Origin of the sequence: Streptomyces luomodiensis, assembly GCF_031679605.1 — a bacterium.
In the GTDB taxonomy this organism is placed as follows: domain Bacteria; phylum Actinomycetota; class Actinomycetes; order Streptomycetales; family Streptomycetaceae; genus Streptomyces; species Streptomyces luomodiensis.
This window is the reverse complement of record NZ_CP117522.1, coordinates 9,273,753-9,295,801: the sequence shown is the minus strand read 5'-3', so window position 1 is coordinate 9,295,801 and position 22,049 is coordinate 9,273,753. Positions and strand designations below refer to the sequence as shown.

The 22,049-nt window shown below is 69.3% G+C and carries 21 protein-coding genes; 10 read left to right on the top strand and 11 right to left on the bottom strand.

Annotation, left to right across the window (positions count from 1 at the left end; all coding sequences use genetic code 11):
* Window positions 1-44: 44 nt before the first annotated feature.
* Window positions 45-521: an Lrp/AsnC family transcriptional regulator gene (locus PS467_RS39125; protein WP_268976430.1), complete on the bottom strand. Its 477-nt coding sequence runs from the start codon at window positions 519-521 to the stop codon at window positions 45-47.
* A gap of 163 nt (window positions 522-684) precedes the next feature.
* On the opposite strand from PS467_RS39125, the gene leuC reads away from it, so the two are divergent.
* Window positions 685-2,103, top strand: coding sequence for a 3-isopropylmalate dehydratase large subunit (gene leuC, locus PS467_RS39120; RefSeq protein WP_311039271.1), 1,419 nt, complete (start codon window positions 685-687; stop codon window positions 2,101-2,103).
* Entirely contained in the window at window positions 2,103-2,708 is a 606-nt protein-coding gene (gene leuD, locus PS467_RS39115) for a 3-isopropylmalate dehydratase small subunit (RefSeq protein ID WP_311039270.1), read from the top strand. The genes leuC and leuD overlap by 1 nt, the downstream gene beginning before the upstream one ends.
* A gap of 115 nt (window positions 2,709-2,823) precedes the next feature.
* Here the strand turns inward: leuD and PS467_RS39110 are convergent, their stop codons facing one another.
* Window positions 2,824-4,269 (bottom strand): MFS transporter, encoded by a 1,446-nt coding sequence (locus PS467_RS39110; protein ID WP_311039269.1) that lies wholly within the window; start codon window positions 4,267-4,269, stop codon window positions 2,824-2,826.
* 276 nt (window positions 4,270-4,545) lie between these two features.
* Window positions 4,546-4,932: a winged helix-turn-helix transcriptional regulator gene (locus PS467_RS39105; protein WP_311039268.1), complete on the bottom strand. Its 387-nt coding sequence runs from the start codon at window positions 4,930-4,932 to the stop codon at window positions 4,546-4,548.
* 122 nt (window positions 4,933-5,054) lie between these two features.
* On the opposite strand from PS467_RS39105, the gene PS467_RS39100 reads away from it, so the two are divergent.
* Together PS467_RS39100 and PS467_RS39095 are read left to right on the top strand one after the other, a co-directional pair.
* Complete coding sequence (locus PS467_RS39100) at window positions 5,055-5,906, top strand: SDR family oxidoreductase (protein WP_311039267.1); 852 nt, start codon at window positions 5,055-5,057, stop codon at window positions 5,904-5,906.
* Between the two features lie 237 nt (window positions 5,907-6,143).
* Entirely contained in the window at window positions 6,144-7,070 is a 927-nt protein-coding gene (locus PS467_RS39095) for a LysR family transcriptional regulator (protein WP_311039266.1), read from the top strand.
* 343 nt (window positions 7,071-7,413) lie between these two features.
* Here PS467_RS39095 and PS467_RS39090 read toward each other — a convergent pair whose 3' ends face one another.
* A complete protein-coding gene (locus PS467_RS39090) occupies window positions 7,414-8,424 on the bottom strand; it encodes a GlxA family transcriptional regulator (protein WP_311039265.1) in 1,011 nt (336 codons plus the stop codon).
* Between the two features lie 143 nt (window positions 8,425-8,567).
* Here PS467_RS39090 and PS467_RS39085 point away from each other — a divergent pair, with 143 nt between their 5' ends.
* Window positions 8,568-9,218, top strand: coding sequence for an HD domain-containing protein (locus PS467_RS39085; RefSeq protein ID WP_311039264.1), 651 nt, complete (start codon window positions 8,568-8,570; stop codon window positions 9,216-9,218).
* Window positions 9,219-9,291: 73 nt separating this feature from the next.
* Here PS467_RS39085 and PS467_RS39080 read toward each other — a convergent pair whose 3' ends face one another.
* On the bottom strand, window positions 9,292-9,732 hold the full coding sequence (locus PS467_RS39080) for a MarR family winged helix-turn-helix transcriptional regulator (protein ID WP_311040093.1): 441 nt from the start codon (window positions 9,730-9,732) through the stop codon (window positions 9,292-9,294).
* A 167-nt stretch (window positions 9,733-9,899) separates the two neighbouring features.
* Here PS467_RS39080 and PS467_RS39075 point away from each other — a divergent pair, with 167 nt between their 5' ends.
* From PS467_RS39075 to PS467_RS39060, 4 genes are all read left to right on the top strand, one after another.
* Window positions 9,900-10,814: an SDR family oxidoreductase gene (locus tag PS467_RS39075; RefSeq protein WP_311039263.1), complete on the top strand. Its 915-nt coding sequence runs from the start codon at window positions 9,900-9,902 to the stop codon at window positions 10,812-10,814.
* Window positions 10,815-10,836: 22 nt separating this feature from the next.
* A complete protein-coding gene (locus PS467_RS39070) occupies window positions 10,837-11,709 on the top strand; it encodes an amidohydrolase family protein (RefSeq protein ID WP_311040092.1) in 873 nt (290 codons plus the stop codon).
* 75 nt (window positions 11,710-11,784) lie between these two features.
* Entirely contained in the window at window positions 11,785-13,269 is a 1,485-nt protein-coding gene (locus PS467_RS39065; RefSeq protein ID WP_311039262.1) for an acyl-CoA synthetase, read from the top strand.
* 12 nt (window positions 13,270-13,281) lie between these two features.
* On the top strand, window positions 13,282-13,746 hold the full coding sequence (locus PS467_RS39060; protein ID WP_311039261.1) for a MaoC family dehydratase: 465 nt from the start codon (window positions 13,282-13,284) through the stop codon (window positions 13,744-13,746).
* Between the two features lie 26 nt (window positions 13,747-13,772).
* On the opposite strand, the gene PS467_RS39055 is transcribed toward PS467_RS39060, so the two are convergent.
* Window positions 13,773-16,448 (bottom strand): NACHT domain-containing protein, encoded by a 2,676-nt coding sequence (locus PS467_RS39055; RefSeq protein WP_432280694.1) that lies wholly within the window; start codon window positions 16,446-16,448, stop codon window positions 13,773-13,775.
* Window positions 16,449-16,692: 244 nt separating this feature from the next.
* Here PS467_RS39055 and PS467_RS39050 point away from each other — a divergent pair, with 244 nt between their 5' ends.
* Window positions 16,693-17,724 (top strand): FAD-binding protein, encoded by a 1,032-nt coding sequence (locus tag PS467_RS39050; protein WP_311039259.1) that lies wholly within the window; start codon window positions 16,693-16,695, stop codon window positions 17,722-17,724.
* A gap of 101 nt (window positions 17,725-17,825) precedes the next feature.
* On the opposite strand, the gene PS467_RS39045 is transcribed toward PS467_RS39050, so the two are convergent.
* From PS467_RS39045 to PS467_RS39025, 5 genes are all read right to left on the bottom strand, one after another.
* Window positions 17,826-18,989, bottom strand: coding sequence for an oxygenase MpaB family protein (locus tag PS467_RS39045; RefSeq protein ID WP_311039258.1), 1,164 nt, complete (start codon window positions 18,987-18,989; stop codon window positions 17,826-17,828).
* Between the two features lie 34 nt (window positions 18,990-19,023).
* A complete protein-coding gene (locus PS467_RS39040; RefSeq protein WP_311039257.1) occupies window positions 19,024-20,079 on the bottom strand; it encodes a polyprenyl synthetase family protein in 1,056 nt (351 codons plus the stop codon).
* Window positions 20,069-20,347 (bottom strand): polyprenyl synthetase, encoded by a 279-nt coding sequence (locus PS467_RS39035; RefSeq protein ID WP_311039256.1) that lies wholly within the window; start codon window positions 20,345-20,347, stop codon window positions 20,069-20,071. Before PS467_RS39035 ends, PS467_RS39040 begins: the two co-directional genes overlap by 11 nt.
* Before the next feature lie 205 nt (window positions 20,348-20,552).
* On the bottom strand, window positions 20,553-21,398 hold the full coding sequence (locus PS467_RS39030) for a DUF8017 domain-containing protein (protein ID WP_311039255.1): 846 nt from the start codon (window positions 21,396-21,398) through the stop codon (window positions 20,553-20,555).
* A 134-nt stretch (window positions 21,399-21,532) separates the two neighbouring features.
* Entirely contained in the window at window positions 21,533-22,024 is a 492-nt protein-coding gene (locus PS467_RS39025; RefSeq protein ID WP_311039254.1) for a nucleotidyltransferase domain-containing protein, read from the bottom strand.
* Window positions 22,025-22,049: the final 25 nt, after the last annotated feature.

Sequence of the window (22,049 nt, the reverse complement as noted above, 5' to 3'; positions counted from 1 at the left end):
GGGTCCCCCGCTTCCCGCTCAGAGTTCCGCGTGCGGCTTCCCGCTCAGAGTTCCCCGTGCAGCTTGGCGATCAGGGGCACGATCCGCGGCATGAGACGGCGGCTGAGCACGACCTCGGTCGAGGTGCGCTGGACCCCGTCGATCGCGATGATCTGCTGGAGCACCTCCTCCAGACCGGCGTTGTCCTTCGCCACCACACGGCAGAGCAGGTCGGCGTTGCCCGCGACCGCGTTCGCCTCGATGACCTCCGGAATGTCGGCCAGCCCGCTGAGCGTCTGCTCGATCATGCCCTGGGCGATGTGCAGCCGGACGTAGGCCAGTCCGGAGTAGCCCATCGCCGCCGGATCGAACTGCGGGCGCCAGCTGATGAGGATGCCGAGGCGCTGGAGCTTGTCCACCCGCGCCTGCACGGTCGCGCGGGCGACGCCGAGCCTGCGCGCGTACTCACGGACTCCGGCGCGGGGCTCCTCCGCGATGAGGCGCAGGACGTCGAGGTCTAACGGTTCCAGAAACGCTGACATCTCATCTCGACCTTCCGTATGAACACCTGGCAATGGTGCGGCGGTGAATTCTGCGCCAATGGTAAGGGACTGTCGCGGTCACTTGAACTCCTGGACAGAAGGACGTCAGTCTGACCGGACCTGACCAGTCACGCCGGACCTGACCAGTCAAAGGGAGAGACGCATGGGACAGACGCTGGCCGAGAAGGTGTGGCGATCGCACCTCGTTCGCTCCGCCCCCGGGGAGCCCGACCTGCTCTACGTCGATCTGCACCTGCTGCACGAGGTCAACACGCCGATCGCGTTCGACGGTCTGCGCGCCGCCGGCCGTACCGTGCGCCGCCCGGACCTCACCCTGGGCACCGAGGACCACCTGGTGCCCACGGTGGACCTGTTCCAGCGGATCGAGGACCCGGCGATGCGCAGGCAGGCCGCGCTGCTGGCCGAGAACTGCGCCGAGTTCGGCATCGAGGTCTACCGGGCCGGGGACCGGCAACGCGGCATCGTGCACGTGATCGCGCCGGAGCTCGGGCTCGTGCACCCCGGGATGACGGTCGTGTGCTGCGACTCGCACACCACCACGCTCGGGGCGTTCGGGGCCCTCGCCTTCGGCATCGGCACCTCCCAGGTCGAGCACGTGCTCGCCACCCAGACGCTGCCCATGACCCGGCCGAGGACGATGCGGGTGACCGTGACCGGCACCCTCGCCGACGGCGTGTACGCCAAGGACCTGATCCTGGCGCTGATCGCCCGGATCGGGACGGCGGGGGCGCAGGGGCACATCGTCGAGTACCAGGGCTCCGCCATCGACGCCCTGTCGATGGAGGGCCGGATGACGGTGTGCAACATGACCGTCGAAGCCGGCTCCCGCGCCGGCATGGTGGCCCCGGACGAGAAGACCTTCGCCTACCTCGAGGGCCGTCCGCACGCCCCGGCGGGAGACGCCTGGGAGGCCGAGCTCGCGTACTGGCGCACCCTGCGGTCCGACGAGGACGCGGTGTTCGACAAGGAGGTCGTGCTCGACGGCTCCACGATCGCCCCGTACGTCACCTGGGGCACCAACCCCGGACAGGCCGCACCGCTCGACGGCGTCGTACCGCATCCGTCGTCCTTCGCCGATCCGCAGGAGCGGGCGGCGGCCGAGCGCGCGCTCGGCTACATGGCCCTGGAGCCCGGTACCTCCCTGCGGGACGTCGAGATCGACACGGTGTTCATCGGGTCCTGTACCAACGGCCGGATCGAGGACCTCCGCGCGGCCGCCGACGTCCTGCGCGGCCGCAAGGTCGCCGACGGGGTCGAGGTGGTGCTCGTGCCCGGCTCGGACACGGTCCGCGCCCAGGCCGTCGAGGAGGGTCTCGACGAGGTCTTCACCGCCGCCGGGGTCCGCTTGCGCACCGCGGGCTGCTCGCTGTGCGCCGCGGTCAACGAGGACCGGCTGCGCCCCGGACAGCGGGCCGCCTCCACCAGCAACCGCAACTTCGAGGGACGGCAGGGCAAGGGCGCCCGGACGCATATCGTCGCACCGGCGGTGGCGGCCGCCAGCGCGGTCGCCGGCCACCTCGCCTCCCCCGCTGACCTGGCGCCCCGGAAGGACATCGGCTGATGCGCACGTTCACCGTCCACACCGGACAGGCCGCGCCCCTGCGGATCGACAACGTCGACACGGACCAGATCATCCCGGTCCGCTTCCTCACCCGGCTGACGAAGGCCGGTTACGGCCAGGACCTGTTCGCCGACTGGCGGGACGACCCGGAGTTCGTCCTCAACCGCGAGCCGTTCGACTCGGCGACGGTCCTCGTCGCGGGCCGGGACTTCGGCACCGGCTCCTCGCGTGAGGGCGCCGTCTACGCGCTGACCGACTGGGGGTTCCGCGCGATCATCGCGCCGCGGTTCGGCGACATCTTCACCGGTAACGCCTACCAGAACGGGCTGCTGCCCGTCGTGGTCCCCGAAGACGTCGTCGTCCGGCTGTGGGACCTCCTGGACCGGGAGCCCACCACGCCCGTCACCGTCGATCTGGAGGCCGGTGAGGTCCGGGCCGGTGACATCCGGCAGCGGTTCAGCGTGCCCGCCGAGACCCGCAGGCGTCTGCTGGCGGGGCTCGACGAGATCGGCAACACGCTGGACCACCTGGACGCCATCGAGGCGTACGAGGCCGGACGGCGTGCCGCCCTGCCGACGACCGGGCGGATCGCCCGGCTGTCGTAGCACGGGACGGACGAAGCGGCACGGACCAAGCGGGGCGGACGGAGCGGCACGGACGGAGCGGGGCGGCTGCCGGTGACCGGCGGCCGCCCCGCTCCGTCAGGCCCGTCAGGCCGGCTCAGGCGTTGGTCACGTCGGCGCGGACCGCCGAGGACGCCGGCTCCCCGGTGCCGGCCTCCGCCGTCTCACCGGTGATCGCTTCGAGGCTGCGGCCGTTGCTCCGCGGCCCCAGGACACCGACGTTCACGCACATCAGCACCAGCAGGGTGGCCGAGCCGATGAAGACACCGATCGAGCCGAAGGCGTCCAGCAGCGCCACGCCCGCGAACGGCAACGCGGCCGCCGACAGACGGGACAGCGCGTAGGCCATGCCGATCGCGGAGCTGCGGACCTGAGTCGGGAACAGTTCGGTGTGGTAGATGTGGTAGGCCCCGCTCAACACGTTGTTCGACATCGTGATGACCAGGCCCGTCGCGACGATGAGCACCGGTGAGGTCGCGGTCCCGAACAGCAGCCCGGCGCCGGCCGTGATCAGCCCGGACGCGATGATCAGGTGCTTGCGCTCGTACCGCTCGACCAGCGGAATGGCGATCGCCGCACCGACGGGTGCGCCGATGAAGGTCATGGCCGTGTAGCCGAGTGAGTCGACGATGTCGTAGCCCTTGTCCAGCAGCACGATCGGCACCAGCGACGAGAAGCCGTACTGGCCCACGGTCTGGAGCAGTTGGAAGACCCAGAGCATCACCGTCCGGCGCCGGTACGGCGGCCGGAACATGTCGGCCAGCGAGACCCGCCACACCGTGACCGGCGCCGGCGGCTCCGGGGCGGGCAGCGGCCCCCGCTCGGCCTCCACGACGCGCTCGATGTCGGTGACGATCCGGTCCGCCTCCTCGACCCGGCCCCGCTCGGCGAGCCACCGCGCGGACTCCGGCAACCCGCGGCGCACGATGAACACGGCCATCGCTCCCAGACCGCCGCACAGCAGCAGCCAGCGCCAGCCCTCCCACAGGAAGTGCGAGCGGGCGACCAGCACACCGCCGAGTAGTGCGACGACCGGGGTGCCGAAGAACCCGATGGTGTAGGCGACCGCGATCATCCGGCCGCGCCTGAGCTTCGGCATGTATTCGCTCAGGTAGGTGTCGATCAGGATCAGCTCGGCCCCCATGAAGACGCCGCACAGCAGCCGGATCGCGATGAGCACGCCGATGTTCGGCGAGAAGGCGGCGAGCACCGAGAGCACCGAGTAGGTACCCAGGTTGATCATGAACATGCGCCGGCGGCCGTACCGGTCCGAGGCGATGCCCAGGAAGATGGCGCCGAAGATCATCCCGACGAACGGGGCAGCGATCAGCGTGGCCTTGACGTACTTCCCCAGATGCCACTCCTCGCCCAGGACACCTCCCAGGACGCCGCTCATGAAGACCTCGTAGAGGTCGAAGAACGCGGCCAGCCCCACCAGGAGCGTCCGTCTCCAATGCCACCGGGCGACCGGAAGCCGGTCGAGCCGAGCGGCGATGAGCGCTGATTCGGAACGAGCGGCGGCACCCACGTCGTTCACTGCCACGGCATTCTCCTCCTTGAGGCGACAGCGGTGCCCCAGCGCGTACGACGGGGCCCCGTCCCAGGGACCCGCGGCGGTCACGGCACGCCAGGCCACGATGCCGGGCAAGGTATGCGGCACGCGTCACCTGGGTCAATAACGCGGGGGAATAATGAGCAACTGGTCAGATCGCATGGGCGATCCGACGGCCAGCGGTCGGCACGTGGTCCACGGACGCAGGGTCATCCCGAGCCGCCGCGCGGGCCAGGCGTCGCACTCGCAGGGCCCGTAGCTTCCGGGTCAGGCCCGGTCGTCGGCCAGGCGGGCGTCGTAGGCGGCGCGGGCCGCGTGCACGCGGGCCGCGTTGGTCTTGGACCAGTCGGCGATCGCGGTGGTGAGCGTTCCCGCTTCGCGGCCGAGGTCGGTGAGGCGGTACTCGACACGCGGAGGGATGGTCGGGTGGATGGTGCGGCTGACCAGGCCGTCGCGTTCGAGGTTGCGCAGCGCCTGGGTGAGGGACTTCTGCGTCACGCCTTCGATGTGCCGGCGCAGTTCGGTGAAGCGGAGCGGCCGGTCGTTCCCGCTCAGCACTCCGAGTACATAGAGCGACCACTTGTTCGCCAGAACGCTCAGTACCGTGCGCGACGGACAGTCTTTCGCATAGGTGATCCCCGAGTTGGTATCCATGAGGTACCTATATATCCAAACGGTTCCTCCTTCACAATCGATACCAGCCACAGGCAGGCTTGTGAGGCCGCTCGCGGTGACGCAGCGGCCTCACTTTCTCTACGCCTGTTGAAGGAGACGCCATGATCTTGGTTACCGGAGCGACCGGCAGGATCGGTTCCGAAGCGGTTCGCCTGCTCGCCGGGCGCGACCTCCCCACCAGGGCGTTGGTGCGCGACACGTCCCGCGTACCGAAGGACGGCGCCTGGAGCGGCGTAGAGGTTGCCGTTGGTGACTTCGACCGCCCGCATACGCTGGATCAGGCGATGCGCGGTGTCGGCACCCTGCTGCTCATCAGCCCGTCGGTTCCCGGCCAGGAGATCGCCGTCATCGACAGCGCCGTACGCCAGGGCGTGCAACACGTCGTCAAGATCACGAATCACAAGGCCACACCCGACTCCCCCGTCGACCGCCGCCGCGACCATGCGCGCATCGAGGCTCACCTGAGGGCGAGTGGACTCCGGTACACGCTGCTCGGGCCGAATCTCCTCATGCAGAATCTGTTCGCCGTGGCCCCGATGATCAAGCAGACGCACGGGTTCGTCATGTCGGCCGGCGAGGGCCGGTTCGGGATGGTCGATGCCCGTGACGTGTCCGCAAGCGCGGCGGCCGTGGCAGCCGCTCCCGCCGGTCACGTGGGGCGCACCTACTTGCTGACCGGGCCGGAGCTCATCACCTACGCCGACGTGGCCGCCGAGCTGACCCACGCCCTGGGCCAGGAGATCGAGTACCGCCGGATCACGCCCGAGCAGCACCGGGAGGCAATGGTCCAGGCAGGGCTGCCCGAGCCGGTCGCCGCCTCCAACGCCCAGGTCTTCGGCCTGATCGCGGAGGGAGACGCCGCGTGGCTGTCCGACGATGTCGCCTCTCTCACCGGAACCAGCCCCCGCGGCCTGCGCGCCTTTGTCACCGACCACGTCGACGCCTTCCGGTAGGCCCTCGGCGCGTCACCGGCTGATCGGCGTGTTCACCCGGCGTGGTTCGGCGCCCGGTTCGGCCTCGTGCGGTTGTCGGCGTCCTCGGCACGGCCGCGCCCGGTGGCCATCGCGCACACGCTGCACGTGCGGTGAGCGTGTGAGGCGCCGGCGGTCCCCGGCGCGTCGACGACCCTCCGCGCTGGGCGTCCACGGTTCTGTTTCGCACCCGTCATGCCGGAGCGGTATAACGGCGGTATGCCCGACGAGTCCTCCCCCGCCTCACCGCCCACCGCCGTTTCGGACCTCGACCTGCGGCTGGTGCGGTACTTCGTGGTCGTCGCCGAGCATCTGAACGTCACCCGGGCAGCCGAGGCACTGCATCTGGCCCAGCCGTCCCTGAGCCGCCAGATCCAGCGGCTGGAGGACGTCCTCGGGGTGCGCCTGCTGGAGCGCACCACGCAGGGCAGCGGCCTCACCGCGGCCGGCGCGGCATTCCTGCCGCAGGCACAGGCACTCCTGCACGCCGCCCAGCAGGCGGTGCGCACCGCGCGCGCCGCGGCGCCGGCGCGCACGATCACCATCGGATACGTCGAGGACCTCGTCATCACCGCCGTGGTGCGGGACCTGCGCGACCGCCATCCCGACGCCCACGTCCGCACCCGTCACCTGGACTGGGACCAGGTCCGCGCCCTGCCCGACCGCCGGGTCGACGCGCTTGTCGTCCGCACGCCGCTGCCGATCCCGACCGATGGCCTGCGCGTGACCGTCCTCTACGACGAACCCCGGGTCCTGCTCGTGCCCGCCTCCCACCCCCTCGCGGGCAAGGAGTCGGTCAGCCCGGCCGACTTCGCCGACGAACCCCTGGTGGCCGTTGCCGGCATGGCCGCGGTGTGGAACGGGTTCTGGCGGCTCGATCCCCGCCCGGACGGTGCCCCGGCTCCCCACGGTCCGGTGCTCGTCGACACCTTCGAGGACAAGCTGGAACTGGTCGCCGACGGCCAGGCCATCGCCCTCGTGCCGGCCTATGACCGGCGCTGCGCGCTCCGGGACGACCTCGCCACCGTACCCATCGAGGGAGTCGAACCCTGTCAGGTGGTCGTCGTCACCCGTGCCGACGACCGCAACCCGCTCATCGCCCACTTCCGCGACTCCGCGAAGAGCCTCCTGGTCCCGGACGCCTGACGCGCCCGTCCCCCCATGGGCCGGTGAGCAGCCGCGCGAGCCGGCGGCGTGCGGCCACGAGCCCGGAGGGCCTGGTCGGCGAACGCCCTGGGCAGCGGGAGCCGGGGCAGCTCGACGGCCGGCGGGCCGGGGCCGGGTCGGGCCACCACGACGCCCCTGAAACCCAACGAGCCCACCCCGCATGCGGGGTGGGCTCGTCTCCCGAGCGCTGGGCAGGCCTTGCACCTGCATCTCCCCGCAGGAAGCGGAGCGTCTTTCCTTGGACCACCAACGCGCGTCCGGCGGCCCGGAGTTCGGGCGCCGCAGCAAGATCAAGTGTAGCGCACGGTATCGACCAGCCGCCTCACCCACCATCCGCGCCAAGAGCCGTGCGCGATGGCGTGCGACGGTGTGAGTTGAACGCCAGCCGGTAGGCGTGCGGGGATGTCCCCACGAGTCGTGTGAAGTGGTAGCGGAGTGAGGCCTGCGAGCCGAATCCGGATTCTTCCGCCACCTGATCGGCCGGCAGATGCGTGGTCTCCAGCAGCCGCCGGGCGCGGTCGATGCGCATCTGCAACAGCAACTGCTGTGGAGTGGTGCCGATCTGGTGTCTGAACTTCCGGTTCAGGCTGCGCACACTCATCGCCGCATGCCGTGCGATCGCCGTGAGATCCAGCGGCGCCGTCAGGTTCTTCTCCATCCAGTCGATGGTCGGCTGGAGCGAGTCACTCGTGTCGCCGGGACTGACGTGCTCGATGAACTGCGCCTGGCCGCCGTCTCGCCACGCCGGCATGATGACGCGCCGGGCGGTTTGCGCGGCCAGTTCCGCCCCGGCTTCCGTCCGTATGAGGTGCAGACATACGTCCAGCCCGGACGCCACACCGGCGGAGGTGAGCGTCCGGCCGTTGTCCACGAACAGCACGGTGGGATCGACCTCCACGGCGGGGTGTCGCCGCGCGAGTTCATCGGCCCACTGCCAGTGGGTCGTCGCCCGCGCTCCGTCGAGCAGGCCCGATGCGGCCAGGGTGAAGGCCCCCACGCATATCGACGCGATGCGGCTTCCGCGCGCCGCCGCGTCGCGCAACACCTGGACCACCTCCGGGTCCGGAGGATCGAGAAACCGTTCAGTGCCCGGGACGATGACGATCTCCGCATCGGCCACCGCGTCCAGGTCGTACGGAGTGCGCATCTCCACCGCGCCCCAGCCGGCCGCGGTGCTGAGGAAGCGGCCCGGTGCGCAGAGACGCACGTCGTAGCGGGGAGGGGACGCCGCGCCGGGGCCGTCCACGGTATTGGCCGTGCCGAAGACCTGACCCGGGGTCATCAGCTCGAATCCGAGAGCTCCATCGAGTCCGAGCACCGCGACAACCGTCATGGCCAGATCTTAGCAACATCAGGCCATCTGGCCACTTGAGTGATCGACAACGGAGCCCGGAAACTGACATTCCCCCACCTTCGGCGCCGGTCGCCGGGCCCGGCACCGCCCCGGCGAACCACCCTCTGGCAAGGAGCACTTTCATGAGCGGCGATGACTACTCCAGCGCTTTTCCGGACACCGCACTCGCCCGGACGGCTCACACCTATCTGACCGGCATCGCCCCCACCAGTCTGGTCAACCACAGCCTCCGCAGTTACCTGTTCGCCCGGACCATCGGCGACCACCAGGGCCTGCACCCGGGTGCGGACTACGACGACGAGCTGCTCTTTCTCGGCTGCGCGCTCCACGACATCGGCCTCACCGACGAGGGCGACGGCGAGCAGCGGTTCGAGGTCGACGGCGCCGATCTCGCCGCCAGGTTCCTGATCGAGAACGGGCTGGACGAGGACAGGGCGGCGATCGTCTGGGACGCGATCGCTCTGCACACCTCCCAGGGGATCGCCAACCGCAAGCGTCCCGAAATCGCCCTGGCCCATTCCGGGATCGGAGCGGACATCTTCGGCCTCCAGGCGGACCTGCTCCCCGAGGGCCACGGCCTCAGCGTCCACGCCGACTACCCCAGGCTGGACCTGGGCCGCGACATGGCCGACATCATCGTGGCGCAGGCCACCGCCAAGCCGCACAAGGCGCCGCCCTTCACCTTCCCCGGCGGGGTCCTCCAGGAGCGGTCACCGGAATCCGCGGTCCCCGGGTACGCGCAGCTGCTGGCCGCCTGCCCCTGGGAGTCCTGAGCCGGACGGCCGTCCCTTGCGGTAACGGCCGGTGGCCCTTGCGGTAGCGGCCGGTGAGCAGGCCGCGCTCCGCTCAGGAGAGCTGTCGCCAGGCGTGGTCGAGCGCGGCGCGCAGCTGGGCGGTCTGGTCGGCGGTGAGGCCGTCGGTCATGCGCCGCTCCACGTCACGCACGGGCTCTGCGTAGTCGGCGAGGAGCTGGTGCCCGAGGTCGGTCAGCGCGATGAGGAGCTCGCGCCGGTTGGCCGGGTTGGGGCGCCGGACGACATAGCCGCGGGCCTCGAGGGTGCGCACCATGTCGGCCATGGACTGGGCGGTGACGAAGGAGTCGCGGGCGAGCTGAGCGGCGGTCAGGCCGTCATGTCTCTCCAGCACGGTCAGCGCGGTGTACTGCAGGGCGGTCACACCCGCGGGCTTGAGCACCTCCTCCAGCCGTGCCCGCACGACCAGCTCGGTGCGTTTGACCAGGTACAGCAGTGAAGGGGCAGCCTTCCCACCTCGACCGGCCGACTGCATGGCGGTTTCCGACACGGCGCCCTCCTCATGTGGCCGTCCCTGAGGGCGTGCCACGGCCGCGGCGCCCTGCGGAAGATGCGCCCAGCCTACTCCATTGACAGGATTCCTGTTGGTCATAAGACTGGTCCTGCTTAGCCAGGAATCCTGTCAATGGAGGATGGACTCCCATGGATCTCACGGGAAAGGTGGCCGTCGTCACCGGCAGCGGCCGCGGTCTCGGACTCGCCTACGCCCGCGCGCTGGCCGCGGCCGGGGCGCATGTCGTGGTCAACGATGTGGACCAGCAGGCCGTCGGCGCCGCCGTGGAAAGCGTGGCGGCGGCCGGCGGCAAGGCGGTCGGGGTGACCGCCGCGGTGGGCACCACCGCGGCGGCCGATGAGCTGGTCTCCGCCGCGGTGGAGCACTTCGGCCGGCTCGACGTGCTGGTGACCAACGCCGGCATCCTGCGGGACAAGGTCCTGTGGAAGATGACCGACGACGACTTCGACGACGTGATCCGCGTCCACCTGCGCGGCACCTTCAGCTGCGCGCGGGCGGCCGCGGTGCGGATGCGGGAGCAGGGAGAGGGCGGCCGCATCATCCTGATCGGCTCGCCGGCCGGCCAGCGCGGCAACTTCGGGCAGACCAACTACGCGGCGGCCAAGGCCGGCATCGCGGCCATGGCCCGTACCTGGGCCCTCGAACTGGCCCGCGCGAAGATCACGGTGAACGCCGTCATCCCCGTGGCGGCCACCGAGATGACCAAGACCATCCCGGCCTTCGGCCCCGCCATCGAGGAGGCCGAACGCACCGGAGCGCCCCTGCCGGACTGGATACGCAAGCAGGAGGGGCTGGGCACCGTCGAGGACGTCACCGGCCTGGTCACCTTCCTCGCCTCCGACGCCTCGGCCGCCGTCACCGGCCAGGCCATCGGCCTCGGCGGGGACCGGCTGGCGCTGTGGTCGCACCCGCAGGAGAAGGCGGTCGACTTCCGGGACGGCGGCTGGAGCGCCGACGAGATCGCCGCCGCCTGGAGCGAGGGTGTCGGTGCGCGGCCCGAGACCTTCGGCATCCCCGCGCCCCAGCCGCCGACGGGCAACTGACATGGCCGCCCCCGCCGCTCCCATGGACCCGTCCCGGCTGACCGCGATCGACGTGCACACCCACGCGGAGGTGTCCCGCACGGGGCACCCCTCCCTCAGCCCGGAACTGATGGCCGCCTCGGAGAAGTACTTCGCCGCGCACGGCCACCGACAGCCCACGATCGCCGAGACGGCCGACTACTACCGGCAGCGCGGCATGGCGGCCGTCGTCTTCACCGTCGACGCCGAACACGCCCTGGGCCACCCGCCGATTCCGAACGAGGAGGTCGCCGAGGACTGCGCCGCCCACGCCGACGTCCTCATCCCGTTCGCCTCGCTCGACCCGTGGCGCGGACGCGCGGCGGTGCGCCAGGCGCGCCGGCTCGTGGCGGACCACGGCGTGCGGGGCTTCAAGTTCCACCCCAGTCTCCAAGCGTTCTCGCCCGACGACCCGATGGCCTACCCGCTGTACGAGGCCATTCAGGAACTGGAGGTTCCGGCGCTCTTCCACACCGGGCAGACCGGTATCGGCGCGGGCGTACGGGGCGGCGGGGGCATCCGCCTGAAGTACTCCGACCCGCTGCTGATCGACGACGTGGCGGCCGACTTCCCCGACCTGCCGATCATCCTGGCCCACCCGTCGTTCCCGTGGCAGGACGAGGCGCTGGCGGTGGCGACCCACAAGCCGAACGTGTACATCGACCTGTCCGGCTGGTCCCCGAAGTACTTCCCGCCGCAGCTCGTCCGCTACGCCAACACGCTGCTGAAGGACAAGGTGCTCTTCGGCTCGGACTACCCGGTCATCACCCCCGACCGCTGGCTGAGCGACTTCGAGAAGATCGACATCAAGCCCGAGGTACGGCCCCGCATCCTGAAGGACAACGCGCTGCGCCTGCTCGGCCTCACGAAGAGCTGACCCTCTTCCCCTCTGTGAGCCCGGCCGGCCCCGGCCGGCGGACTCGGCCACCCATCCGAAAGGCAGGGCATCCGTATGCGCAACCACGGCGTCGGGTCCTGGACCGCACGACGCGCCCGCAAAACCCCGCACCGTGCCGCCGTCGTCCACGGCGGTGTCCAGATCACCTACGCCCAACTGCACGACCGCAGCACGCGCCTGGCCCACCACCTGCGCCACCTCGGCGTGCGTCCCGGCGACCGCGTCGCCTTCCTCGGCCCCAACCACCCCTCGTTCCTGGAGACCTTTTTCGCGGCCGGCCAGCTCGGAGCCATCTTCGTGCCGCTCAACACCCGGCTCGCCGAACCCGAACTGCGGCACTGCCTGACGGACTCCGGGGCGAGCGTGCTGGTGCACACCCCGGCCTTCGCGCCGTTCGCCCTCTCCTGCGGCACCCCGCGCCTGGTCCCCGTGGGCGACACGCTGGACGAGGACCTCGCCGCGGGCACACCGGCGCCCCTCGACGTGCCCGTGACACACGCCGACACCGCCGTGATCATGTACACCTCCGGGACGACGGGGCGTGCCAAGGGGGCCGTGCTCACCCACGGCAACCTCATCTGGAACAGCCTGAACACCCTGGTCGACGGGGAGTTCGCGGCCGGTGACGTGACCCTGCTGTCCGCGCCGCTGTTCCACACGGCCGCGCTGAACATGACCTGTCTGCCCACTGTACTCAAGGGCGGCACGCTCGTCCTGGAGGAGTCGTTCTCCCCCGCCCGCACCCTGGACCTGGTCGAGCGGCTCCGGGTCACGGTGATGTTCGGTGTGCCGGCCATGTTCCAGCAGATCGCCGCCGAGCCCCGGTTCGCCGAGGCCGACCTGTCGTCGCTGCGGATGCTGCTGTGCGGCGGCGCCCCGGTACCCGAAGCACTGATCCGCACCTACCAACGGCGCGGGCTCGGCTTCCTCCAGGGCTACGGCATGACCGAGGCGTCCCCCGGCGTGTGCCTGCTCGACGCCGAGCACGCCCTCGCCAAGCCCGGCAGCGCCGGTCTCCCCCACTTCTTCAGCGACATCCGCCTCGTCGACCCGGCCGGCGACGACGCCCCGCACGGCGAACTGCTGGTGGAGGGACCGAACGTGATGAGCGGTTACTGGAATCTGCCCGAGGAGACGGCCGCGGCCTTCCAGGACGGCTGGTTCCGCTCCGGGGACATCGCCCGCACCGACGAGGACGGGTACGTGACCCTCGTCGACCGCGCCAAAGACATGATCATCTCCGGTGGGGAGAACATCTACCCGGCCGAGATCGAGAACCTCCTGTACGAACACCCGGCCGTCGGCGACTGCGCCGTCATCGGTGTCCGGGACGACACGTGGGGCGAGGTCCCGCGCGCCGTCGTGGTCCTCGCACCCGGTGTCCGGGCGAGCGCCGAGGACATCCTCGCCTCCCTGGAAGGGCGGCTGGCCCGCTACAAGATCCCCAAGTCGCTCGTCTTCACCGACGCGCTGCCCCGCAGCGGCGCCGGGAAGCTGCTCAAGCCCCGTATCCGCGACCACTTCGGTACCACTTCCTGAAGGAGCCCCGCCATGACCGCAGCCCGCACCGCCACCGGACTCGATGAGATCAAGGCCCTGGCCGGAGCCGACCTCGGCCGCACCGACTGGCTTCAGATCACCCAGGACCGGGTGAACACCTTCGCCGACGCCACCGACGACCACCAGTGGATCCACACCGATCCCGAGCGCGCCGCCACCGGCCCGTTCGGCGGCACGATCGCCCACGGCTATCTGACCCTGTCACTGATCATCCCCCTCTTCAACCAGCTGCTGGCCATCGAGGGCACCTCCATGAGCATCAACTACGGCTTGGACAAGGTCCGTTTCCCGCACCCCGTGAAGGTCGGCGCCACGATCCGCCTGCACGGCGTGGTGGAGTCCGTCGACGAGGTCCGCGGCAACGGCGTGGAGATGCGGCTCGCCTTCACCGTGGAGATCGAGGGCTCCGACAAGCCCGCCTGCGTGGCGCAGGCCATCTACCGCCACTACGCCTGACACCGCCACCAACCGGCGAGCGACTCCTACCTGATGGGGTCCTCCTGAACGATCTTCGTGGCCGGAGACAGGTTCTCGGAGCCGAGGACAGCGACTCCGGCCGGCACACGGACCTCACGCAACCGCACATCTGCCAACGATGTCACGTCGACACTCACCAGAGAGGTTTCCAGGGTGAGTACCTGAAAATTCGTGAACAAGGAAAGCCACTCCCATGTCCACCCGACGTCCACAGCCACCCATAAATGGGTCAACCTGTGACGTGAAACCGCATCTACAAGGTCCTCTTGAGAGATGTTCCCGACAACCTTGATCCGAGACCTGCCCCCGTACCTCTGCAGTTCCCGCAATTCCCGCTGGTTCGAAACCGGAAAGTAGAGATTCGTATCATCGAGGTATGCCACCACTTCTTCCCCGAAGTGAACGGTATCGAATCTCCCCCACACCCGCACCAGTTCAGCCCGCACACGCAGATCCTTGTGGCTTCTGTAGCGGGCCAGAACTGGAATCGCCGCATCGGTCGCAATGCGCGCGGCCGCCAGAACCGTGAAGTAGTCTTCGTTCGACGCCTTGTCGTTTTCGGCGTCTTCATTCTCATTTTTATTCTCATGGTGCAGATTTTGCGGACCAGGCAGTAGTTCCAGAGCAACGGGTCCCACGTCTGCCAATGCTCGCGCTTGCTCCGCCGAGCGGGGCGGAATCAAAGCCGCAGCACGCTTTTGTACCGCGTCTCTGACGGATGGATCCAATTCCGTGGCATGTTCCAGACAGGCAGCGGCCAGCAAGTGCAGTCGATGGCGACCGTCCACGGATGAATCGCCCCGCTCCAACAGGCCATTGAGAAGGCGCACACGCTCGGCCGGCCGGGCATGGGCAACGGCCATCCTGATCACGTCCTCCCACTGATCGAGGTGGGCGTTGGAGATGAGGAAATCGAAGTCAAGGCCCTCGACAGCGGCCTTCGCCCCCAAGTAGTCCTGAAAGGTGCGGTGAATGAAATCCATCGATCCGACGCTCGGCTCACGCAACAGGCCGCTCCGCACCAGCAAGTGCCGATAGATTTCCTCCGGCGTCCCCTGCTCAGCCACCTGCGGGATGGCCGGAAGAGACTGCGCCAGCAAATCCACGGCATCGCCTCGGCCCATCTCCACTCGACCGTTTCTGATCATCCAGTAAGCAAGCTTCTGAATGAGCTGAATGTGATGGGCCTCACCGATTCGGATCATCCCGGGTTTGTAGATACCGCGCTCACGGTCACGACGCGAGAGAAGCATGGAAAGCGCCGCATCATAGAGTTCCTTTCGACCGTCAGGCAGATAGCCGCGTCGATCCTGGTGCAGAGCACAGATGAGTGCACACATCAGAGGGTTGGCCGCGAGGCGCCCAAGGGCCTGCTTGGCTTGTACCTCTCGAATCAGTTCCGGGGCGTACTGATCACCAATACCGGCTGCCTTGTGCCAGCGCTTGATGAATGATGCCACGCTGTCCCGGCTCATCGGAGCCATGTCCAGTTCGATGAACCCCTCGTCGGCCAACCACTCGTCCCGAACCGCAGACGGACGCGAAGTAATCAACCAACGGTTTTCAGGATAGACGGCGAGGAGATCTTGCAGCCATCGCCGTGCGCTCTCCCGCTCAATTTCTGGAACTTCATCCATACCGTCGATGAGGATCAAACCGCGACCCGAGGTCAAAACGCGATCAAACCACCCCGTGGGCTGGAGGTTCGCCAGGGGGCAGCCCACTGCCGCGAGAAATTGGTCCGGGGTCGGGAATGATGCCCCGTCTCGGGTAAGGGCGCGCAGCGGAAGCACGAAGGGTACGAGTCCCCACAAATAGAGCAGGGACTCGTCGGGCTCCTCTTGGGTCGCGGTGACCGCAAGCCACTGCACAAGAGTTGTTTTGCCGGACCCTGCCACGCCCCTGAGGAGCACTCGGTTGCGCCCCTCCAATACATGATCGGCAGGAAGCAGCAAAGGCACGTCACTTGCCGCCCTGGATGCCGCGTCCAAGCTCAGATAGGCGGCATCCAGAGGCCACACACTGGACACACCAGGAAAATCGAGACCGAAAATAGTCAACTTGCCGTACTTCGACATGATGTACGCCGCATAGCGGTCCTCGAAGGGGGTGTCCGCCGGCGATGGGGTCCGGAAGAGTAAGGCATCGACCTTCGCTCGCAGGTCATCGAGCCGACGGCTCTGTTCGACCAACGTTCTCGGCACGAACGCGGACCGCTGGGTGAAGAAGTGCAATACATGGAGGCAAGCGGTGTCCATGACAGCCGCGTGCAGCGTGATCGCGTCGCTCGACAGTCCAAGAGTTGCCGTCGGACTCTGAGATCTAAGACGTTGAGACAACGCCAAATGGCCAAGGCTTACCGCTTGCACATCGTCCATGTCCAGATCGCCCATGGCGCGTAAAGAGTCGGCTACCGCATGAGCCACCGCGCGTCGTTCATAGGACGGCATCCGCTCCTCGACCCCGGTCGACTGCCCAGCGCGTCGCACCAACTCATCAGCGATCTTCTGTAACTCGCGGTCGGACAGCGTGCGCTTCTCGCCTTTGAACGACACCAGCCCTGAGACACGCACGGGTTTGTCGACCAGCCCCGCCCCAGTGCTTTCCGATACGAACAATCTCCTGATCAGCGGGAACACGACGCTCGAGGCCAAGCGAGCACCAATTGCTCCAGGTTCCACCCATTCCCCCCAGGTATAGAGAGGACCAGCGTAGGGCACAGCGCGGTCCTCCGGCTCCAGTTGACGGACCAGAGCATCGGAAAATGGGCGCGGCGCCTATTCCGACACGTGTACGACCACGTGGAGTACGTGAGTGGCGGTCAGGAACCCGGGAACGTGGCTGCCGGCCGCTCCCCCGGGATGTGGTCCGTGATCAGCGGCTCGTGAACGGCAGCACGAGCCGGGAGGGGTGTGCGGCGTCGCGGTGCGGCGTTCGAGACGATGCGCTCCCCCGCTCGCCCGCCCCGACTACCACCCGGAATGGGACGGCGCGGCCACCGGACGCGGCCTGGACAACGATCCGTTCGCCCCGGCCCCCTACCCGGGGCTCGCCAAGGCCCTGCGCCCGCCCACCTACTTCCCGCTGATCAGCATGAACGAGCGGGACGCCCTCAAAGGCGCCCCCGTCGACCCGGAACTGCTCGCCGAGCGCGGGCGGTCCGGTGTGCGCACCATGGGCGGCGCCCTCGTGGGGCGGCTGGTGGTCACGGCCCTCAGGCGAGGTGTGACGCTCGCCGCACCGGCGCGGGTCACCGGTCTGGAGCGCGGTGACCCGGGGTGGCGGGTGTCGGTATCCGACGGCGCGGCGCGGGTGGCGGCCGGCCGGGTCGTCCTCGCCTCCGGCGGCTTCGGGTGGAACCCGCGGCTACGCGCCGCCTACCTGCCTTTCCCGGTCACCCCGATCAGCGCACCCAGCAACGAGGGCGACGGGCTGCTGCTGGGACTGGCCGCGGGGGCCGACATGACCGCCGTATGGGGCGTGCCAGTGATCACCGCTCCCACCCAGCGGTACGACGGCCTGCCGTCGGGCCGTATGGGCAACGTGGAGCTGACGCTGCCCGGCTCGGTCACGGTCAACTCCCAGGGCCGGCGGTTCGTCAACGAAGCCACCAACTACCACGACCTCAACCGGGTCTTCGGCAACACCGACCCGCGCAGCGGCCGCAGCGCCAACGCCCCGGCGTGGCTTGTCTTCGACCAGTCCTACCTGAACACGTACCCGATCGCCGGCTCCACCCCGGGTACGCCCGAGACGTGGATGGTCTCCGCCGGCACCCCCGCCGACCTGGCCCGCGCCTGCGGCATCGACCCGGACGGTCTGATACGGACCCTGCGGCGCTTCAACGCGGACACCCGCGTCGGCGTCGACACCGAATTCGCCACCCTCGGCTCGGCCATCACCCGCGGCTTCGCCGTCGGCGAGCACCTCGCGGCCACGGTGAGCGCCTCCGCATGACGCCCCCCGGGGGTGCCCGCCACCAGACGGCGGACACCCCCGGTGCTTCGCACACCGCCCTCCGCCGCCCCACCGCCCCACCGCTTCACGGAGGGACGGGGTCAGGGCGCGACGGTGGGTGCGGGTGGGGTCCAGCGGCGGGTGCGGGGCACGGTGCCGGCGACGCCGTAGTCCTTCTTGAGGTGTTCGGGGATGGCGTAGTGCATGACACGTCCACGGGTGAGGGAGGACAGTTCGAAGACGGTGGTGAGGTGGCCGAGGCGGTCCAGCGCCCAGGCGCCGAGGGGAGAGCGGTCCTCGATGGTCTCCAGCACCCCGAGGAGGTGGGGGGCTGCCTTGACGACGCTGTCCCACGGGCCGCTGGGGACCTGGAGCCAGTCGGCGCAGGTGTCGCCGATGAGGTAGCGGATGAGCGCGGAGACGATCGGGTCGAAGAAGGTGCCGGGGACGACCTCCTCGTAGAGGTCGATGAGCTGCCGGGTCAGGTGCGCGCCCTCGTCGGAGGGGCCCATGTACCGAGTCATGTACGCATCGAGGAACTGGCGGGCTTCCTCGAGGGTCTTGGGGACCGCGTCCTGGTCGACGCCGAGCATGGCGCCGACCACGCGCCAGGCGTAGTAGTAGGCCTCCGCGCCCTCGGTGGACAGGTGGATGCCGAGGCGGTGCAGGCTGTCGAGGACGAGCAGGGAGAAGAACATCTGCCCGCCGATCATGTCCTCTTGGCAGATCGGTGTCCCGAGCGCCTCGCTGTCCCAGCGGTTCTCGCGCTTGAGGTGGTGGCGGATGGAGGCGTGCAGCAGGCGGACCTTCTGGGCGGCGGGGATGAACCGGCTGCCGGCCTCGAAGGCGTCGGGCCGCATCAGGTAGACGGTGAACTGGCCGGTCTCCGCCATCCGCTTGGACGGGTACTTCAGTGAGTGGGTGGCCGACAACAGCTTCGCCACGCGGGGAACCAGGTAGCAGGCGGGCATGGAGGCGAAGGACAGCGCGGTGGAGATGTGCACGTTGTTGTCGATGAAGAACAGCCGTGCTTTCTCCATCTCCCCCCAGTCCACCCAGGCGGGCGGGACGCTGGTCGCCTCAAGGTACGCGCGAGCCACCTCCGGCAGCCCGTCGGGCAGGGGGGCGCCGACGGTGGAGACGTAGCGCATCAGCGTGTTGAACGTGCCGACTTCCCCGCGTTCGAAGAGTGTGGCGACGGTGGCGTCGGCCAGTTCGTCACCGGCCTGGCGCAGAGCGTCCAGCGACGTCTCGGTGTAGGTCATGGCAGTGCTCCTTGTGTGCCGGCCGGAAAGCAGGTCAGTACTGGCGAACCGTGGCCGAGTGCGCCAGGGCGTGCAGGGCTTCGGCCGAGGGCGCGGGCAGGTGCAGCGTGTCCAGCGCGGCGAGTGCCGCGTCGACCCGTTCGCCGATCATGGTCTCGACGCGGTCCGGCGCCTTCAGGCGGCGCATCAGCTCCCGTACCGTGTCGAGGCACTCCCCGTCCGGGTCCGGACGCCCGAGCAGGGCACGCAGCCGCTCACGCTCGGTGTCGTCGGCCAGGCACCACGTCTCCGCCAGCAGCGCGGTGGGGCGGTGGCCGCGCAGGTCATCCGCGGCGGACTTGCCGGTGAGCCGCTCGTCGCCGAACAGTCCGAGGAGATCGTCCCGCAGCTGGAACGCCTCCCCCAGCGGCACACCGTAGCCGGAGTAGCCCGCGCACAGCCGGTCCCCGGCCCCGGCCAGGGCGCCGCCGATCAGCAGCGGCTGCTCGACGGTGTACTTGGCGGTCTTGTAGCGCACCACCTTCAGCGAAGCCGCCACGTCGGGGGTGCCCGCGGTGTGCAGGATCTCCAGGCACTCACCGGCGATCAGCTCCCGTGCCAGGGTCCCCCACAGCGGGCGTGCCCGGCCGAGGTACGCGGCGGGCAGACCGCTGGTCGCGAACAGCTGTCCCGCGAGCGACATCAGCAGGTCGCCCACGAGCATCGCCAGCGCCTGTCCGGTGTGCGCGGCCCGGGGCCGACCGGCCACGGCGGACCGCAATGCCATGTGGACGGTGGGCCGGCCACGCCGGAGCGGGCTGTCGTCGATCAGGTCGTCATGGACCACCGCCGCGGCGTGCACCAGCTCCATCGAGGCCGCCGCCCGCACCATGGCGTCACTGTCCGGCTGCCCGGCCGCCCGCCAGCCCCAGTAGCAGAACGCCGCCCGCAGCCGCTTGCCTGCCACCACCGCCGCTCGCAGCTGATCGGCGACCGGATCGAGGGCCGCGTCGATGGCTGCCAGCCGGTCGGCTTCCGCCCCCACGAACCGCCACAGCACCTCATCGACGCGGGCCTTGAACGTCGACGCGTCCCACCGGTCAGACGCCATCGCCCGCCCGCCGGGCCAGGACATGCTGAGCCAGCACCTCGAGGTGGGCCGGCGGCACAGCCGCATACCGGTCCAGAGCCAGGCGCCCGCGCGCCATCAGGTCCCGCTCGGCGTCCGCGGCCAGCTGCGCGGTGTCCGAACGGCGCAACAACCCACGCACCGTTCCCACGGCCGAACCCAGAGTGCTCACCGCCACGTCGGCAAGACCCGCCACCAGCAACACCGCCTGCCCGTCCAGGCCCCCACGGCGCCCGGTATCCCCAGCCACGCCTTCTCCCCTCACCCATCGGGGGCGTCGCCGGTCGCGCGCCCCCCTTTCAGCATCGTCTCGCGGGGAGTGAGAGGACGACGGAACTCACGAACGGGTGATCACACGAACACATGTGCGTATCCGGCGGATGGGAACTCCGGCGCAGGACCCGCACCCGCCGGTGGCCGGGGTTCAGGTCCTGCGCCTTCCTCGCTTCAGCGTGTCAGCTGCTGGTGGACCGGACCGTGCTCATGATCTTCTTGATCTCGGCGTCCGTCAGCGCGTTCGGCACCCCTTGGTCCGCGTAGATCACCCAGCCGTGCATGGTGCCGTCGGGGAGCTTCTGCGCGATGCTGTGCACGACGGCCTTCGGCGGGACGCATGAGCTGGGGCGGTTGGTGACGGTCACCTGGGCGGTCGCGGTGTAGCCGTCGATGCCGCCCTGCTTCCACGGCTTGGCCTGGCTGACCTCGATCTTGGGCTTGTGGTCCGCACCGCCGTACGCGGCGAAGCCCCAGTTGCCCGCCCAGTTACGCGCGTTCTCCTGGAGGGTGCCGTCCTTGCCGCCGCCCGTGGTACCGACGGTGGCCAGCTGTCCCTTGCCCGCCTCGCCGAATGCCTTCGGGTTGGGGCTCGACGCGCAGCCACCCTCGCGGTAGTTGGCGGCCGCGGTCATGACGACGATCGGCTGGCCGTCCTTGTCCGTGTAGGAGAGGGCCGTGTCCTCGCCGAGGACCTTCCACTTCTCGGCCTTGGCGGGCACGTCGTAGCGGAAGTGGTGCTTCTGCGCGGTCTGCGTCTGCCATCCCGCGACCGACGGCTGATCGCCCGAGGGGCTCGCCGGGGCGGAGGACGCAGAGGACGGGGACGACGCCGCCGAGGGCGACTTCGACCCCGCGGCGCTGGTGTCGTTGTCCGTGGCATCGCCGGTGTCGTCGTTGCACCCGCTCAGGACGACGGCCAGGCCGATGCCGATGGCCGCGATCAGGGTCTGCTTCTTCCGTCGGGACGGTATCCGGGTGGACTGCTGGTGCTGAGCGGTGCGCTCGAAGATCATTGGCTGAGACATGACCGGCACTCTAAGCGAACCACACGTCCGCCCGTTCCCCCGGTGGACGTTCCGCCACAAGACGTGTACCCGCTCGTGACACATCGCATGAAGCCGGAACACGCGGCTCACCAGCTACCGCCGAGTGGAGCGGCTCAGAAGTGCGTAGCGATCCCGAACGCTTCGCGGAGCCGGGCCATGTCGTGGCGGTCGTGGTCGGTGGGCTCGTAGCCCTGGTGGAAGGAGACCTGCTGTTCGGCGGAGAGACAGGGAACGGTGCGGTGCTGAATTACGCCGGTGACGAAGCACGCTGCCGGATAGATGAACGGGCGCCCTGGTTCCGGCGAAGCCTGGGTGGCGCGTCCATCCGGTGTGAAGGCCAGGGGGTGCAGGTCGATCTCGCGTCCCGCCGTATCGGCGACGACGAATCGCACGGGGCGCCAGTTGAGCGATTCGGTGAAGCCGGCCTCGGCGAGGGCCGCGACGACCGCCGGCTCCTGTTCCTGGCGGTGCATGAGATCCAGATCGCGGTGCGGGCGGGTCTGCCTGCCCAGCAGGGCATCGATGCCCCAGCCGCCACCGATCCAGACGTCCGCGCCGGCCTTTCGGAGCGTGTCCAGGATCTCCAGCACATCGTCGCCGGTCATGGCCCGTGTTCCTTTCGCTCTCCGG